18 protein-coding genes are annotated in these 16089 nt (G+C 44.9%); 16 read left to right on the plus strand and 2 right to left on the minus strand.

Annotated features, from left to right (window positions below; translation table 11 throughout):
* Positions 1-6: 6 nt before the first annotated feature.
* Positions 7-435, minus strand: coding sequence for a 50S ribosomal protein L13 (gene rplM, locus MHM87_RS16710; protein ID WP_014948329.1), 429 nt, complete (start codon positions 433-435; stop codon positions 7-9).
* Positions 436-707: 272 nt separating this feature from the next.
* Here rplM and MHM87_RS16715 point away from each other — a divergent pair, with 272 nt between their 5' ends.
* The 16 genes from MHM87_RS16715 (at position 708) to MHM87_RS16790 (ending at position 15617) form a co-directional block, all read left to right on the plus strand.
* A complete protein-coding gene (locus MHM87_RS16715; RefSeq protein ID WP_342339910.1) occupies positions 708-1604 on the plus strand; it encodes a hypothetical protein in 897 nt (298 codons plus the stop codon).
* 75 nt (positions 1605-1679) lie between these two features.
* Positions 1680-2345 (plus strand): response regulator transcription factor, encoded by a 666-nt coding sequence (locus tag MHM87_RS16720; RefSeq protein ID WP_239218707.1) that lies wholly within the window; start codon positions 1680-1682, stop codon positions 2343-2345.
* Position 2346: 1 nt separating this feature from the next.
* Positions 2347-3636: an ATP-binding protein gene (locus tag MHM87_RS16725; RefSeq protein WP_239218709.1), complete on the plus strand. Its 1290-nt coding sequence runs from the start codon at positions 2347-2349 to the stop codon at positions 3634-3636.
* A complete protein-coding gene (locus MHM87_RS16730; protein ID WP_014975719.1) occupies positions 3620-3985 on the plus strand; it encodes a cupredoxin domain-containing protein in 366 nt (121 codons plus the stop codon). Before MHM87_RS16725 ends, MHM87_RS16730 begins: the two co-directional genes overlap by 17 nt.
* Positions 3975-4739: an FTR1 family iron permease gene (locus MHM87_RS16735; protein WP_239218711.1), complete on the plus strand. Its 765-nt coding sequence runs from the start codon at positions 3975-3977 to the stop codon at positions 4737-4739. The genes MHM87_RS16730 and MHM87_RS16735 overlap by 11 nt, the downstream gene beginning before the upstream one ends.
* Positions 4736-5437 carry a hypothetical protein gene (locus MHM87_RS16740; protein WP_061094253.1) on the plus strand — a complete coding sequence of 234 codons (702 nt, stop codon included), beginning with the start codon at positions 4736-4738 and terminating at the stop codon, positions 5435-5437. Before MHM87_RS16735 ends, MHM87_RS16740 begins: the two co-directional genes overlap by 4 nt.
* A 90-nt stretch (positions 5438-5527) precedes the next feature.
* The gene (locus tag MHM87_RS16745) at positions 5528-6265 is read left to right on the plus strand and encodes a glycosyltransferase family 2 protein (protein ID WP_239260283.1); all 738 of its coding nucleotides are present in this window, start codon (positions 5528-5530) and stop codon (positions 6263-6265) included.
* Positions 6255-6932: a VTT domain-containing protein gene (locus tag MHM87_RS16750; protein WP_015066266.1), complete on the plus strand. Its 678-nt coding sequence runs from the start codon at positions 6255-6257 to the stop codon at positions 6930-6932. Before MHM87_RS16745 ends, MHM87_RS16750 begins: the two co-directional genes overlap by 11 nt.
* A gap of 5 nt (positions 6933-6937) precedes the next feature.
* Entirely contained in the window at positions 6938-8740 is a 1803-nt protein-coding gene (locus tag MHM87_RS16755) for a glycosyltransferase family 39 protein (protein ID WP_239218714.1), read from the plus strand.
* A 116-nt stretch (positions 8741-8856) separates the two neighbouring features.
* Complete coding sequence (locus MHM87_RS16760; RefSeq protein WP_015066264.1) at positions 8857-9600, plus strand: thermostable hemolysin; 744 nt, start codon at positions 8857-8859, stop codon at positions 9598-9600.
* Positions 9590-11104 (plus strand): AMP-binding protein, encoded by a 1515-nt coding sequence (locus MHM87_RS16765; RefSeq protein ID WP_239260285.1) that lies wholly within the window; start codon positions 9590-9592, stop codon positions 11102-11104. The genes MHM87_RS16760 and MHM87_RS16765 overlap by 11 nt, the downstream gene beginning before the upstream one ends.
* Before the next feature lie 3 nt (positions 11105-11107).
* The gene (locus MHM87_RS16770) at positions 11108-11779 is read left to right on the plus strand and encodes an iron-containing redox enzyme family protein (protein WP_014975712.1); all 672 of its coding nucleotides are present in this window, start codon (positions 11108-11110) and stop codon (positions 11777-11779) included.
* 65 nt (positions 11780-11844) lie between these two features.
* Positions 11845-12690, plus strand: coding sequence for an SDR family oxidoreductase (locus MHM87_RS16775; protein WP_239218726.1), 846 nt, complete (start codon positions 11845-11847; stop codon positions 12688-12690).
* 15 nt (positions 12691-12705) lie between these two features.
* The gene (locus MHM87_RS16780) at positions 12706-13407 is read left to right on the plus strand and encodes a tetratricopeptide repeat protein (protein WP_239260287.1); all 702 of its coding nucleotides are present in this window, start codon (positions 12706-12708) and stop codon (positions 13405-13407) included.
* 188 nt (positions 13408-13595) lie between these two features.
* The gene (locus tag MHM87_RS16785; protein WP_187447190.1) at positions 13596-14243 is read left to right on the plus strand and encodes a hypothetical protein; all 648 of its coding nucleotides are present in this window, start codon (positions 13596-13598) and stop codon (positions 14241-14243) included.
* A gap of 207 nt (positions 14244-14450) precedes the next feature.
* Positions 14451-15617, plus strand: a complete 1167-nt coding sequence (locus tag MHM87_RS16790) for a hydroxymethylglutaryl-CoA reductase (RefSeq protein WP_187447191.1) — start codon at positions 14451-14453, stop codon at positions 15615-15617.
* A gap of 91 nt (positions 15618-15708) precedes the next feature.
* Here MHM87_RS16790 and MHM87_RS16795 read toward each other — a convergent pair whose 3' ends face one another.
* A complete protein-coding gene (locus MHM87_RS16795; RefSeq protein ID WP_039235872.1) occupies positions 15709-16077 on the minus strand; it encodes a YbaN family protein in 369 nt (122 codons plus the stop codon).
* Positions 16078-16089: the final 12 nt, after the last annotated feature.

Consider the following 16089-nt stretch of genomic DNA (forward strand, 5'->3'; position numbering starts at 1 on the left):
AGCTCCTTAAATGTCCAAAACTTGTGGTTGCTGTGCGGTGTGCTTGTGCTCTGCACCTGCGTAAACTTTCATTTTACGGAACATTGCGCGACCTAGAGGGCCTTTTGGCAACATGCCTTTAACTGCTTTTTCAATAACCATTTCTGGCTTGTGAGCAATTAGTTTTTCAAAGTTTGTCTCTTTAAGACCACCTGGGTAACCAGAGTGCGCATAGTACATTTTGTCTTGCGCTTTACGGCCTGTTACCGCAACTTTTTCAGCATTGATTACTACGATGTAATCACCAGTGTCCACGTGAGGTGTGTACTCTGGCTTGTGCTTACCACGAAGGCGTAGTGCGATTTCAGAAGCCAAACGGCCTAGAGTTTTGTCTGTGGCGTCTACCACATACCAGTCACGTTGTACCGTTTCTGGCTTAGCAACAAAAGTTTTCATTTTCAAATTCACCCGAATAATATCGTCGTTACTGATTTCTGAACACCAGAAATCACCTTAAAATCAACACAATGACCCCTTCGAGCCGGCTGATTCTTCCACCTTCCCAAAGGTGGGCGTAACTGGGCAGGGCGCGAATTATACAGGAATTGAAGGAAATGCGAACCCCTAAGAACAAAAAATATGGATAAAATTCCATCATCTGCCGATGACATAGAAACCGATTTGAGGTAACGTCAAAACGTTATATTTGGAACCGTTATAAAAACAAAATGAAAATGTCTCGCTTCGTAGCTTCAATGATGATGCTACACACGCTACTTATGGCCAGTGTTAATGCTGAGGAGTTAGTATATACACGTGCGTTTGCCGATGATGATTATGGAAGTTATCACGTAGCTGTACTCAGTGCAGTTATCGCAGCAACACCGGAATACGGTGATGTTGCTTTAACCCCTCACCCCCATCCTATGAGTCAGAGTCGTCAGCTTGTTACTTTGCTAAAAGGCGATGCGGATGTAATGTGGAGTGTCACCAACAGTAACCGAGAGCAGCGTCTTCTGCCCATTAAGTTACCACTGCTGAAAGGTTATTCAGGTTATCGCGTATTGGTGATTAACCCTTCTGAGCAGTCCAGTTTTGCCCAACAAACCGGCGAAGCATTAAAGCAATCAACCATGGTTCAAGGCGCAGACTGGCCAGATTTAAGTGTACTTAAAGCAAATGGCTATAACGTAAGTGGTGAAGATTGGAGCCTTTGGTTCCATTCTATGTACTCGATGGTAGATAGGGGGCTAGTTGACGCTTTCCCCAGAAATATCATTGAAGTACACCGCGATTTAGAACGCCACAAAGATAAGCATGTCTCTTTAGAGCAGTTCCACCTATTAAAATACCCCAACTATGAGTACTTTTTTGTTAGCCCAGATAACCCTGCCCTCGCGAATAGATTGAGATTAGGTCTTGTCAGGATTCTAGATGATGGAGAACTCGAACGTATCTTCGATAGCTTCGAAGGGCACAGAAAAGCAGAAATGCTTGCCGATGCTGAAAGTAGAAAAATTCACGAGCTCGGCAACCCAACAATACCTTACAAACTAGATTATGCGCGGTGGGACAAATACAAAGATTTAGCAATACGCGCGCTCGAAAAAGAGATGTCAGAGTAAAACACTAAGCACTTAAGGTTTTCTTAAGGTCTCTCGTTTAGTGTTTTGATTTGTTTTTTTATCAATGAGTTTTTTATGCGTGTACTGCTTGTAGAGGACGATAGGCCGTTGTCTGACGCCCTCGCCCTTTCACTAAAGAATGCCAACTTCACGGTAGACTGTGTTTATTCAGGCGCAGATGCTCTTGCAACACTTAGAGCGGGCCAAAGTGACATTGTCATTCTTGACTTGGGTTTACCCGACACTGATGGCCTCGACGTACTAAAATCTATTCGAAAGAAAAACGCAACGCTTCCTGTGTTGATATTAACTGCACGGGATAAAACACTAGACAAAATCTCTGGCTTAGATGCAGGCGCCGACGACTACTTACCTAAACCATTTGAAATAGAAGAACTGTTAGCTAGGATTAGAGTACTTGAGCGTCGTCTGAGCACAGCATCTCACACCATTGTTAGTGTTAAGAATGTCAGCCTTGATACTGCCCATCATACGCTTACTATCGACAATCAAAACGTTCACTTACCTCGACGTGAACTCATGCTACTAAAAGCGCTTATTGAAAACGCAGGGCGCATACTGAGTAAAGATCAGCTGGAAAATAAACTTTATGAGTGGGGAGAGGAAGTGTCAAGCAACACAATAGAAGTACACGTGAGTAATTTGCGTAAGAAAATGCCTCCTGAGTTTATTAAGACTATTCGAGGCGTCGGTTATTGCATTTCAAAATCGGGGGAGTGAATTGTCTTCAATTCGCCGCTTTCTAATTCTTACACTGATCAGCGCGCTTGTTTTAGTGATATTTAGTGCAGCACTTAAAGGCTACCGCGCAACGCTGGGTATATCGAATACCTTGTTAGATAACGAGTTAGTTGAGCTATCCCGCGCAATCTCATATGTAGATAGCGGCACCCGCACACAGCAACAGACACTTTTCTTCCAAGTATGGAGACAAGGTAAGCTGGCCAGCTCATCTACTGATGCGTTAAGCACGCCATTAACCAGCTTCTCCGAGGGCTTTTCTGAAGTAAACGCACTGGGTACACGCTGGCGGGTACATACCCGGTTTAACCCGAATAATGATAGCTGGTATATGGTGGCTCAACCCGTAAGTAGTCGCTTTACTTTAACTGACTCGCTAACTGTAGCCGCCATCACCCCTTTTATAATTAGTGTGCCTATTCTTGCACTCATTCTCTTTTTTGGCATTACTTGGGGACTATCGCCGTTAAAACACCTATCAAAACTCCTTGCCAGCCGACAGGGTAATGATTTTTCTACCATTGCGTTGTCCCGAGAGCCCAGTGAACTTAGCCCTGTTGTTACTACATTAAACACTATGTTCACGCGACTAAATTCAGCGTTCGAACGAGAGCAGCAATTCGCATCAAACGCAGCGCATGAGCTGAGAACTCCGCTCAGCGTGATGAAAATAAACATTCACAATATAGCGAACGAGTTAGGTGAAAAAGGCCACGTGTTAGCTCCCCTTAAAGCAGACACTGACAGAATGATACACGCGGTAAATCAATTCCTTTTGCTTACTCGCACCAGCCCAGAAACGTTTGCAGAACAGCGAGAACCTGTAAATGTGCACGTGGTCGCGCAAGAGGTAATTAGTGACCTATACGGCGCTATTGAAAATAAAAGCCAAGAAATAGCACTGGAAGGAGAAGAAGCTTGGTTGCTAAGTTCTCAATTTGTCCTTTACACCTTGCTTCAGAACTTAGTGAGCAATGCGAGTAAATTCTCTCCTAGCGGTGCACAAATAATAATTAGGATTGAACGACGGAAAGACGAGCTTATTTTAAGCGTCTGCGATTCTGGGCCAGGCATCCCTGCTGACCAGCGCGCTGTCGTGCTGAACCGGTTCAAAAGAGCATCTAACAGCTCGCCTCATTCGGGAAGCGGCTTGGGGCTAGCCATTGTAGAACAAATCGTTGTATTAAACGGAGCTGAGCTCTCTTTAGATGAAAGTTCGCTCGGGGGATTAGAAGTTAGGGTGGCATTTTCCAATGACTACATACTCTAAGATTTCTTTATTCTGCTTTTCAGCCCTTTGTGCTTTTTATACGCCCCTTGCGTTCGCTTTACCTGAAGTGGTGGTGGAAATTAAAGAGCACTTATTCTTTCCTCAGGAAGTGATTGTGCCTGCAGGGCAAAAAGTAAAGCTAACCTTTGTCAATTTCGATGATACTCCCGAAGAAATAGATAGCTTCTCTTTGAACAGAGAAAAAGTGATATTTGCGAAAAGCCGAGGGACCATCTTTATTGGCCCATTAAAAGCCGGTGAGTATCCTTTTTTTGGCGAGTTTCATCCTAATAGCGCAGTAGGAAAGGTAGTAGTTAAAAGCAAAGAGGACACGCTGGATGCTAATTAATACTGTCGTTCTCTTCTTGCGTGACACCTTGCCCATATTCCTGCTCATTAGTGTATTACTGGCGCTGCCGCGTGTGTCTACGCTTGCCGTTGCGTGGCGGGTGTTGCTGCTGGTATTGCTCGCTGTATTTACCTACCCCCAGCTAGGACTGGTATCGCGGCTATCAGAAGGTGCCGGATTTGAGTATCTCAAATCAATACTGTTTTTTATTGCGTGGTTGGGTATGTGCCTTGTTGTACTTTTGCCGTCACGTATCTCAAATAAGTTCAGTCTAGGCCTCACCCTGCTAGTAATAGGTATTGGCTTACCCAATTCGCTACACTTTTTAGTTTATTTTGTTTCCGAGTTATCACGTAATAGTGATAGTACGTTATTGCTCTTGGGCACTATCATTGGTCTGGGTATAAGTATTAGCATCGCTATTCTACTTAATATTTTGCTCACCCATTTTGTTAGCAAGCGAGGAACATACTTTTTTGCAACCACATTTTTGGCAGCTCAAACCGCTAATATCGCATTACTATTGGAACAAACTGACACCTTCCCATCGCCAAGGCAGCTATGGGATAGCAGCACAATAATTAGTGACAATAGCGAATATGGTCATCTTCTGAATTCTCTCGTTGGCTATGAGGCTACGCCCTCGATGAGCTATTTATTGGTGTTTTTCTTCGCACTTATCGTGCCTAATTTGATTGCTTTCTTTTCTTCAAAAAAGAGATTCTCTGATGAAATTCAGGAGGTCGCACAGTGAGACGTTTTCTCCTTACCGCTATCGCATTATGCGCCGTGTTTTCAAGTAACGGTTATGCAGATAATTTTACCGTAGATAAGGTTTATCACCCTTATGTATTACCCTTTGAACGTGAGTTTGAGTGGCGACTTACCTCAAGACAAAATGACGATGGCAATGTTTTAATGCAACGCTTCTCATTCGGCCATGCACTTTCAGAGTTTATGATCCTAGAGACATACCTTGTCGGTGCGCGGGATGAAAATCAAGATTTTGGCTTAGAAAGCTACGAAGTAGAGTTACGCTGGATGATGACTGAACAAGGGCGATACTGGGCTGACTGGGCAACGCTGTTTGAGCTGGAAAAGCAGCACAATACCGATGACTGGGCAGTTAAAGCGGGGATATTAACAGAAAAAGAGTTTGGCCAATTCAGTTTAACAACTAACATTAGCTTGGTGTACGAGTGGGGTCAAACTGTTGAGAATGAATGGGAAAGCGAATTTAAAGCCAAGTTTAGGTATCGCTGGATCCCTGAAGTACAACCTGGATTGGAAGTGTATGTAGCAGAGGATTTTATCGGGGTTGGTCCAGCATTCATGGGTATAAAACGCTTTGACCGACAGCAGCAGTTAAAATGGGAACTGGGCTTTATTGCCGGACTAAATGGTGACAGTAAAGATCACACACTTCGCATGTCGTTGGAATACGAATTTTAATGCAAGTTTGCACTTTAGCGCCTAACTTAAGCTTTCCTTAAGGTTCAACATTTAAAGTGCACGTCATTCGATGATTTACCAAATATTCTTATGCACCAGTTTGACGTCAGTGTTGTTTTACCTGCTAAAAATGAAGCCAAAAACCTTTCTGCTTTGTTACGAGAAATTGCAGAGGTGGTTCCAAATACAACAACAGAAATTATTGTTGTTAATGACGGTAGCAGCGACGACTCCCTATCCTTGCTGCATAACCTTTCAAGTACCTTGCCGGTAAGTTGTCGTGTCATCGTCCACCCTATAAGCTGCGGTCAAAGCACTTCGGTTTTTCACGGCGTTTTACAGGCAAAAGGCAAGTGGATCATCACCCTTGATGCTGATGGGCAAAACGATCCTGCTGATATACCGCGACTGATTCGCGCAGCTAAAGAGACTAATGTTGCGCACTTCTGCGTTATAGGACATCGTAAAAAGCGAAAAGATACCCCGTGGAAGCGATTTCAGTCTAAAGTTGCCAATCGTGTTCGCCAGTGGATCCTACAAGACGACACACCAGACACGGGCTGTGGCTTGAAACTCCTCCCAAGAAGTACCTTTTTACTTTTGCCCTACTTCGACCATATGCACCGATATATTCCCGCTTTAACTAAAAGGCTTGGGGGAGAAGTGGTATGTGTATCGGTTAATCATCGCGCGCGCTTAGAAGGTAAATCAAATTACACAGCGTGGAATCGTGGCTGGGCAGGGATCATCGATATGCTTGGCGTCAGATGGCTAATGTACAGAAATAAGCTTAATCACATTGCCAGCGGAATTGGTCATGAAGACTAATCTTCGCCGCCTCAAGAGCTTCATACAGTTTTTCATCGGGGCAGCAAGCATCGCGCTTATCTGCTATGTGTCGCTTGAAGTCACTGGTGAAGTATGGAAGCACGGTGATGATACAGATTGGTTGAATGCCTATATTTCAAATTTAAATTGGCAATCGCTGTGCATGATACTGAGTGGTTGTGTTGTACTTTTAACCATGGGCTTTCCCCGTCAGGCTGTCAGTTTTTTTTGCGGAGTGGGCTTTGGCGCATTGCAGGGAGGGTTAATTGCTTTGTTGCTAACGGTATTGTCTGCATGTATCGCCTATGCATTAGCAAATGGCCCTCTGCGCTCACTTGCCGTCCGTCTTTTAGGTACAAAATTAAAGCCTGTTGAAAACAAACTGGCCAAGCGAAGTTTTCGCAATGTGCTAATTATTCGTTTATTCCCTGTTGGCTCTAACTTAATCACAAACGCCGTCGCAGGTGTGCTAAGCGTTCCGTTTGTCCCGTTTATTGTTGCAAGTGCAATCGGTTTTGCGCCTCAAACTTTTTTGTTTACCTTGCTTGGAAGCGGTTCTCGATTTGTCAGCTCCCTCGAACAGCCTTTACAATTTGGTGGCTTAATCATTAGCTTTCTTCTACTTCTATCCCTATCAGGCATTTCTCGTAGGAGTGAGCCGTCGTGAGGCTTATGCTTAATTCAAATAGCCATGCATCTACCCTGTTCTTTTTTGCCTGTGCTCTGATATTTGTTGGTCTGGGTTTCAGAGATGCTTGGCCCCCCGATGAGCCTCGATTCGCATTGGTCGCAAAAGAGATGGTGAACAGCGGACAGTGGCTTGTGCCCATGCGCGGTGGCGAAATTTATCCAGACAAGCCCCCTGTGTTTATGTGGTGTATTGCCTTCTTTTACCTTATAACGGGTAGCCTGAAGGTGGCTATGCTCCTGCCTAACGCTATCGCAAGCCTTGTCACTTTGGGGTTAACCTACAAGCTATCGCTAAGACTTGCCAATGAAAAAGCAGCAATGTTGAGTATGCTCGTACTCCTACTGAGCCCTCAGTTTCTTATTCAAGCCAAATTTGCTCAAATAGATGCCCTTGTCGCCTGCTTTATCTGGATTGGCGTCTACGGACTCATTCAGCACTTTTATGTACATGTTAATTGGCGGTGGTACTTTGCAGCATGGTTCTTTATGGGGCTTGGGATCATAACCAAAGGCGTTGGCTTTTTACCTGTTCTTTTATTTATCCCCATTGCATTTTTCGCATTTACCAGCGGCTCACATCGCGGCAAGTGGTCATTGCGCATGTTGTTTGGCCCCTTAATCATGCTATCAGTTGTGGCGATGTGGCTTGCACCTCTGCTTTATCTTGGTTTGATAAAACAAGAGCCTCAAATACAACAATACTTGTCGAACATTTTGTTTAAACAAACGGCTGAGCGATATGCCAAGGCCTGGCACCACATAGAGCCCTGGTATTACTATATTGTTGAAGTTATTCCTGTATTTTGGATAACTCCAATTGCCATACTTGTATCAAAAGCTAAGTCGTTAAAAAATGTACTTACTCACAACCCCGCTTACTCATCGCTGTTGATATGGGTAATATTGGTTGTCATTTTCTTTAGTATCAGCCCAGGTAAACGTGGTGTTTATGTTCTACCGGCACTGCCTGCGTTGAGTATGGTTGCAGGTCTGGTACTTGCGAATTCAACTGTATCAAGAGGGTTGGTGCTTTTTGCGCGCGCAGTTACCTCGTTAATCTCTGCCGTTTTATTGATTGCTGGCTTAGCACTGCTATTTCACGAGCCCACCGCTGTTAAGCTGATGACGCGCTTTGACAGCGACAGCGAAACCCTTGTTCGTTTAAGCATAGTATTACTTGTACTCGGTTTCGCTAGCCTTTGTACTCATATTGTCTACTATGTTTACAATAAAAAGCGCAACGCAGGGGATGGAGAATTACTCGCCCGCCAATTACTGGCATGGCTTTTCATTTTCACTGTAATTCCTTCCACATTCGGTGCATGGCTGCTAAATGACTACCGAACTCCCCGTACAGTCCTTCAAAATGCAGAAAGCCAAATAAGTAATATGTTGACGAAGGATTCAACTGCCTTCGAGGTAGGGATAGTCAGCTTTAAAGAACAGTATTTGCTTTATTCACCCTTTGAAATGGCTCATTTTGGTTACCATACCCCTAAAGAAGTAGAAAACGGTACAGCGTGGGCTTGGTTGACCGATACTTCCGAGCCTTTCCGCGAGCAGACAAAGATTTCAGACCAGCGGCTTAGACCGCTAACACGTCAACGCTTTTTGTTAGTTCCAAGTGACTACAAATTTCAATGTGTAGACTTATCACAAGCCACTTCACTGGGTGTAGCTCACCGTGACGAATGGTTATTGCTTCCTGACACTGCTGCGAACGCTACCTGTGATTTACCGGCTAACGGCCCAGTTTTTAATAGCTATGACGGCTCAAGCGATTAATTAGCTTGGGCGTTCTTAACATTTTGGGCTGACATTTATAAAAGTTTTTCCCACTTAAGGTTCTCTTAAGGTCTCGCGTAAATACTCATAACATCGCAAAACCAATGAGCATGTTTATGAGTCACGTTTTAGCTTCTGTTCCAACCCAGGTTGCTAGTCAGCAATCTGCGATTGTCTCAAAGGAAAAGCCCGCTATAACCTTTATCGCGGCAAAACATGGACATAATGCCCGCCGCCGTATTGAAGCGTTTATAGCGAGTGGTTTTAAAGCTCGCTACAACGCACGAGTGACTTCCTTTATGCCTATGCTGTTTGCTCTTGACGCTAAGGGAGTTAAAGCCGCCGCAGGCGCAAGATTTGCCGCATATGATGGTCAGTATAATTCTCTTTTTATAGAGCAATACCTTAACACTTCGGTAGAAACTGCCCTCACCTTACAAGGGATAACCGTAAACAGAGCGCATATTGCTGAAGTTGGTAACCTTTTTAGCAGTGCATCGCGCTATACCCTCCCCTTGTTATTTGCCCTGTTCTTCGTTTTAAAACGATGTGGTAGCAAATATCTGGTTTTCAGTGCGACCTCACAGCTCACCTCTTTACTCATGGGCGCGGGTATTCAACTCCTCCCCCTTGTTAAAGCCGATGCGTCAAAACTTAAAGGGAATAGCGATGATTGGGGCACCTATTATGACACCGCTCCTCAGGTTACTGCCCTGTCGCTAAATCACGTAACCCAACACATAATTGGCTGCCCTGAACTTAATGCTCATTTCCAACGTGCAATTGAGCTTATTTCCGCAAATGTGGATGCGTTAACGCAAAATATCTGCACAAAAAAGGAAACAGCGTATGTTGCTTAATCAGTATATAAACGGGCACGACGATGACGTTGCGCTGAAATGCAAAGACGGTTCAATGACTTACCGCGCCCTTTTGAGCGCCGTCGAGAACCTCGCAAGCTGGATAACAAACCACAATGCCGAGAGGGTGGGCATTGCCTTTGACAATAGCTTTGCATGGGTGATTGCTGATTTAGCCTGCCAACAGGCTAACGTTTGCTGTGTCCCCGTTCCGCTATTTTTTAGCGCTTCCCAACAAGAACATGTATTAAATGAGAGCCAGTGTCACTTTTTATTAACCAATTGCGGTGGTGAACTAAGTGAATGGAGTGAGTCACCGACTGTTATTGATAGCGAATACGACATTGTCGCTCATCCACTCAAACATGACTCTCGTGTATACACACCTGTAGGTACTAACAAAATAACCTTTACTTCTGGCTCTACGGGCTCACCGAAAGGCGTGTGCCTGTCTACTGAATCGCAATGGAAAGTTGCCCATTCTATTGAGCGCGCTGTTCAACCAGAAATAGTGAACCACCTATGTTTACTGCCATTGTCTACCCTACTTGAAAATATTGCAGGTGTTTACGCCCCTCTGCACCACGGCGGCACGGTTTATTTAGCCACGGCATCTGAGCGCGGATTTCAAGGAAGCAAACTCGTCAACCCAAACGCACTGCTGTCACTGATAGACCGCGTTCAACCAACGTCTGTGATTTTGGTGCCCGACTTGCTAATGGTGCTAGTAGAGGCATGTAATCAGGGCTGGACACCACCTTCATCACTAATGTTCATTGCTGTTGGCGGTGCACATGTAGCGCCCACTTTGCTGGCGCAAGCTCAAGCGAAGGGACTACCAGTATTTGAAGGTTATGGCTTATCTGAGGCGGTATCAGTATCAACATTGAACACGCCCAATTGCAATACGATGGGCAGTGCCGGAAAAACGCTTGGTCATAATCAACTGCACATCGAAGAGGGTGAAATTGTAGTTACAGGCAACCACTTTCTGGGCTATCTGAATCAACCTTCCTCATTTTATCCGAACCAGGTCAGAACCGGCGATTTAGGCTTTTTTTCTGACAACACACTTACGCTGAATGGGCGTATAAAAAACATAATGGTGAACAGCTTTGGCAGAAATGTATCGCCAGAGTGGATTGAATCTTTACTGCTGGGAACAGGACTGTTTAGGCAGGCTTTGGTGTATTGCGAAGCTAAACCCTACTGTGTCGCGCTCCTCGTACCCGCTTCCAATACTATTTCTAATACACAGATTCAAAGCACCGTGGCGCTTATCAATAAGCAGTTACCTGACTATGCGCAAGTTGTTAATTTCGCCACCATCGATCTTTGTACGCCAGAAAACCAACTGCTTACCCCAACGGGAAAACTGAAGCGTGACGCAATAATTGCCCGCTACGCGACTGATTTAGACATGCTCTACCAGAGCCAAGACCAACACCAGTACAGCGTTCAAGGCACAACAGCGTTTTCTTCTCAATTTGTTATCAAGGAATAATTTATGAATTTCTATCAGCAACTTCAAAGCAACACCGAACATGCCAGACAGTCATTCTTACAGGCGCCGATTATACAACGCTGCTTTAACGGTGATTTTAACCTAAACGACTATATTGCCTTTCTTCAACAGGCTTATCATCACGTTAAGTTTACTGTACCCCTGCTTATGGCTACAGGTGCCAAACTCAACGAAGATAAGGAATGGCTAAGAGAAGCAATTGGTGAATACATTGAAGAAGAAATGGGTCACCAAGAGTGGATCCTTAACGACCTTGCAGCCTGTGGCGTTGATAAAGAACAGGCGAGAATAAGTCAGCCTGCACCCGCCACCGAATTAATGGTTGCCTATGCTTTTGATGCAATAGCACGCAAAAGCCCACTGTATTTTTTTGGCATGGTATTCGTTTTAGAGGGCACAAGTATTGCGCTTGCCGACGCGGCTGCAAAACAAATCAAAGACAAGTTATCTCTGCCTAAATCAGCGTTTAAATACCTTACCTCCCACGGTGCGCTAGACCAAGAGCACATTGTTTTCTTTGAAGGGCTTATGAACAAAATTACTGACCCCAAAGAGCAGCAAATGATCATTCACAGCGCGAACATGTTTTATCGCTTATACGGAGATATCTTTCGCGAATTAACACCTGAACACGGCTTGGAACAGGTTGCTTGAATTCAAGGGTTTACCTCTGGTGCTTATCCCCCGAGGTAAATTAATAACACGTTAAGGTAAATACAATGAATATTCAGTGGCGTAATCAAGTGGTACTTCTTACAGGTGCAACTGGCGGTATTGGTCAAGCAATAGCCAAGGCGCTTGATGAAAAAGGCGCGCACACTATCCTAACTGGCAGAAGTAAGGCGAAGCTCGAACAGCTGCAACAAAATTTAACCCTTCATCATACTGCTATTGTGGCTGACATTACGTCAGATGAAGGCAGAGATAGAGTAGTAAGTGCCTGCCAACGACGTCCTTTAAGTATTCTGGTTAACAATGCTGGCATTACCTATATGGGCGAGTTTGAGGGCACCCCAATCGAGTCAATTGTGTCGACAAATATGCTGGCTCCGATGCTACTAACCCAACGCCTACTGCCGTTACTCGAACGTAGACCGTCTGCGCATGTCGTGAATGTAGGCTCAGCTTTTGGAAGCATAGGTTTTGCTGCGCACGGAACCTACTGCGCAACTAAATTCGCTTTGAAAGGCTGGACGGAAGCGATGCACAGAGAATTCAGCGATAGCAAAATTAAATTTCACTATCTAGCGCCACGCGCAACGCGTACCGACATAAATGACGAACGCGCTAATGCGCTAAATGAGGCATTGGGCAACCAGACAGACGAGCCTGATGCAGTAGCGCAAGCATTCATTAAACAGTTAGAAAACAATTTGCCAAGGGTCGCGCTAGGACGTACTGAACGCTTTTTTGCCAAGCTTAACGCGCTAGTTCCCAGTGTTGTTGACAATGCGTTGGCAAAGAAACTTCCAACAATTAAACGCTATGCCTTTCAAAAAACGCAATCACAAGACAAACCTACCAGCGCTCAAAACGATACCCGCCTGGGTAACAAACTGGTTTAACACGAGGACATTATTATGAAGAAATTAACCATGCTTAGCACCACGGTAATTCTGGGACTCGGTCTGGCATTAAGTCACACTGCTATGGCTCAAGCTGACGAAGTCACAGAAAGTACAGCGCCGACATCAGCCTTAAGCGAAACAGCAACCAGCCCTTTAAAGACACTTCAGCATCAGTGGGCACATATTAACTATGAACTTGATGATGCAGAAAAGGAAAAAGCATTCGTCGCCCTTATTAATACCGCCAAATCTTTCGTAAAGGCAGAACCCAATAACCCTGAGCTATTGATTTGGCAAGGCATAATTCAATCCAGTACAGCCGGTGCCAAGGCGGGACTTGGTGCTCTGGACTACGCAAAGGATGCTCGTAAGAGTTTCGAACAGGCAATGCGATTAGATGAAAATGCACTCTCGGGCTCAGCGATGACCAGTCTAGGCGTGCTGTACCATAAGCTTCCGGGTTGGCCTATTAGCTTTGGTAACGACAAAAAAGCTGAGAAATTGCTGAAGCATGCACTTGAAATAAACCCTGACGGGATAGACCCCAACTATTTCTACGCCGAGTACTTGTTCGATAATGGAAAATACGAGCAAGCGCTCAAGTTTGCCAAGAAAGCGCTCGACGCCCCAGCGCGCGCTGATCGTCCTATTGCAGATTCAGGTCGCAAAAGAGAGATCGCTTTATTGGAAGCGAAAATAGCGAGAAAAAGTTAGTCACCCTAAAGGTATACAGGGAAAGGCAATGCTCTTATTGCCTTTCCATTTTCAACAAGTATTAGATTTTCACTGCAAATACCGTTAGATTAGCCGCCGATTCAACGATAATTCATGAAATTACTAACAATTTCGTCGAGTTATCTCGTTTATTCCTAACTACCTCTATCTTATAAAGGCGACTTTTCATGCAGAAAAAGAATTTCTTCTCTCCTTTTCTATTCATCCTTATTACTACGTTGTCGATATCTACGGTTCATGCAAGCAACCCTGATTTACTACCGTTACAACACGCGTGGGCAAAAGCGAACTATGAGCTTGAAGGTGAAGCCCAATTAGAGGCATTTTCTACATTGATAGCGCAGGCGAAAGTGTTAGTCGAGCAATCAGAAAATAGCGCTAAAGCACTGACCTGGCTAGCTATCTCTCAATCAAGTACAGCAAGTGCGAAAGGCGGTTTAGGTGCCCTGGACTTTGCTGAAAGTGCGAAGGAAAATTTAGAACGTGCCATTGAAAAAGAGGAAGCGGTATTAGAGGGGACGGCACTCACTGTATTAGCGGCACTTTATCATAAAGTACCAGGCTGGCCAGTTAGCTTTGGAAGCGATAAGAAGGCAAAACAATTATTTAAGCGTGCATTAGAAATTAACCCAGAAGGTATGGACCAAAACTTCTTTTATGCTGAGTTTCTTTTCGACGATGGTGAATACGAAGAAGCCCAAGGGTTTTTAATCCGTGCTCAAAACGCGCCTGAAAAAGCCAACCGCCCTCTAGCCGATAAAAAACGCAGAGAAGAGATTGCTATACTTCAGGCAAAATTGGATAAAAAAGCATAGTATCATTTGCTTTATGCGGGGCTATCGCGTGTCGCTTATGAGTTCGAAATAAGCAACATCCCCGCTTTTTGCGTGTAGAAAGGTGAATTTAACGCCTTTCTACATAAACAGCACATACATAGGTGGCACTTATCCTCATGTATAAATTGTAAACAGTTCTCATTCGGTATCTGCACTCCTATTATGAGAGAAAAAAGGAGTGGCCCAATGCCTAAAATCCCACGTTCCTCAGACAACGACTATACTCAAGAGATGAGCCGAACACGCCGCGAGTTTATTGCGCGCGAAACCGGCACTCAGCTAAATCACTTAGGACACTATTCTATCCCGCCTGAAACATTGTCGGGAAACATAGAAAACTTCGCCGGTGTTGCACAAGTGCCTATTGGCTTCGCAGGGCCAATGCTAGTGAATGGAGAGCACGCCAAAGGTGAGTTCTACGTTCCAATGGCAACAACAGAGGGCACCTTGACCGCCAGCTACAGTAGAGGCATGCGCTTAACAAGAGAGGCTGGAGGCATAACTACCACAGTCATTGACGATGCCATGCAGCGAGCGCCTATGTTCGCGTTTTCTAACGCAAGAGAAGCCCTCGAATTTGGCAAATGGGTCGAGCAAAACTTTGAAGCCATCAAACGCGCCAGTGATAACACCACCAGCGTGGGCAAACTAAGGGATATCGAGCAGTACGCTGCGTCTAAGCTTCGCTGGCTAAGATTCAATTTCACCTGCGGCGATGCGGCAGGTCAGAACATGGTAAGTAAAGCCACTAAGGCGGGTTGTGAGTGGATACAAGCGAACTACCCACGTCCTATTGAGCACTTTGTACTAGCCGCTAACCTTGATACCGATAAAAAGCACTCTCACTTAAACTCTCTGCATACCCGCGGAAAGCGCGTTGTAGCAGAAATAACCCTGCCAAAACAACTTATGACGGAGATTATGCATTGCCCGCCAGAAGCATTATTCAAACAGCGCCAGTATTCAAATATGGGCGCACTAATGGCAGGTAGTGTTAATAACGGTGCCCACTTCGCTAACGGCATCACCGCTATGTTTATCGCTTGCGGGCAAGATGTCGCTAATGTGGCGGAGTCGTCGGCGGGGTTTACCTACGCTGAAATTACGCCAAATGGAGACTACTACTTCTCTGTGACTATTCCTTCGTTAATCGTTGCTACATACGGTGGAGGAACCGGTTTAGCTACACAAAACGAGTGTTTAAACGTACTTGGCTGCACAGAAAGGGGCAGTGTAAATAAGTTTGCGGAAATTGTCGCTGCGACCGTATTGTGTGGCGATCTGTCGCTGGGTTCTGCAGTCGTCGCAGACGAATGGGTAAGCAGTCACGAGCGACTGGGTAGAAACCGTTAAAGGTTTTTAAATCTGTCACCTAACGCTTAGCAATGCAGTTCGAATAAACTGTGCGCTACTGCCGAAGGTAACTAAATTCTGTATAGAGAAATTATACAGCAGGTATGCTGGGGCGCGTAACAACAAAGTACGCGCCTATTCCCATAAATAGACCTATGCCAATGTAAGCTGGAATAGGCATTGATGCGAACAGGCAAACCAGAATAAAGCTCACCAACATACTGCAACACGCTATGCATTTCACTTTTTTCGAAATTGCACCATGTTTTCGCCACGCAACAAGACTGGGGCCATATTTAGGGTGTTGAAGTAACCAGTTTTCAAGGCGCGGTGAAGATTGAGTAAAACAAAAAAGCGCACCTATCAAAAAAACAGTTGTTGGCATTACCGGCAAGAATGCGCCAATAATACCTAGAAGGGTAAAAAACAACCCGAGTGATAAATACAGTACTTTTTTCATGAAATACCAACG

The sequence above is a fragment of the Alteromonas sp. Cnat3-28 genome, from assembly GCF_022348265.1.
Classification (GTDB): Bacteria; Pseudomonadota; Gammaproteobacteria; order Enterobacterales; family Alteromonadaceae; genus Alteromonas; species Alteromonas macleodii.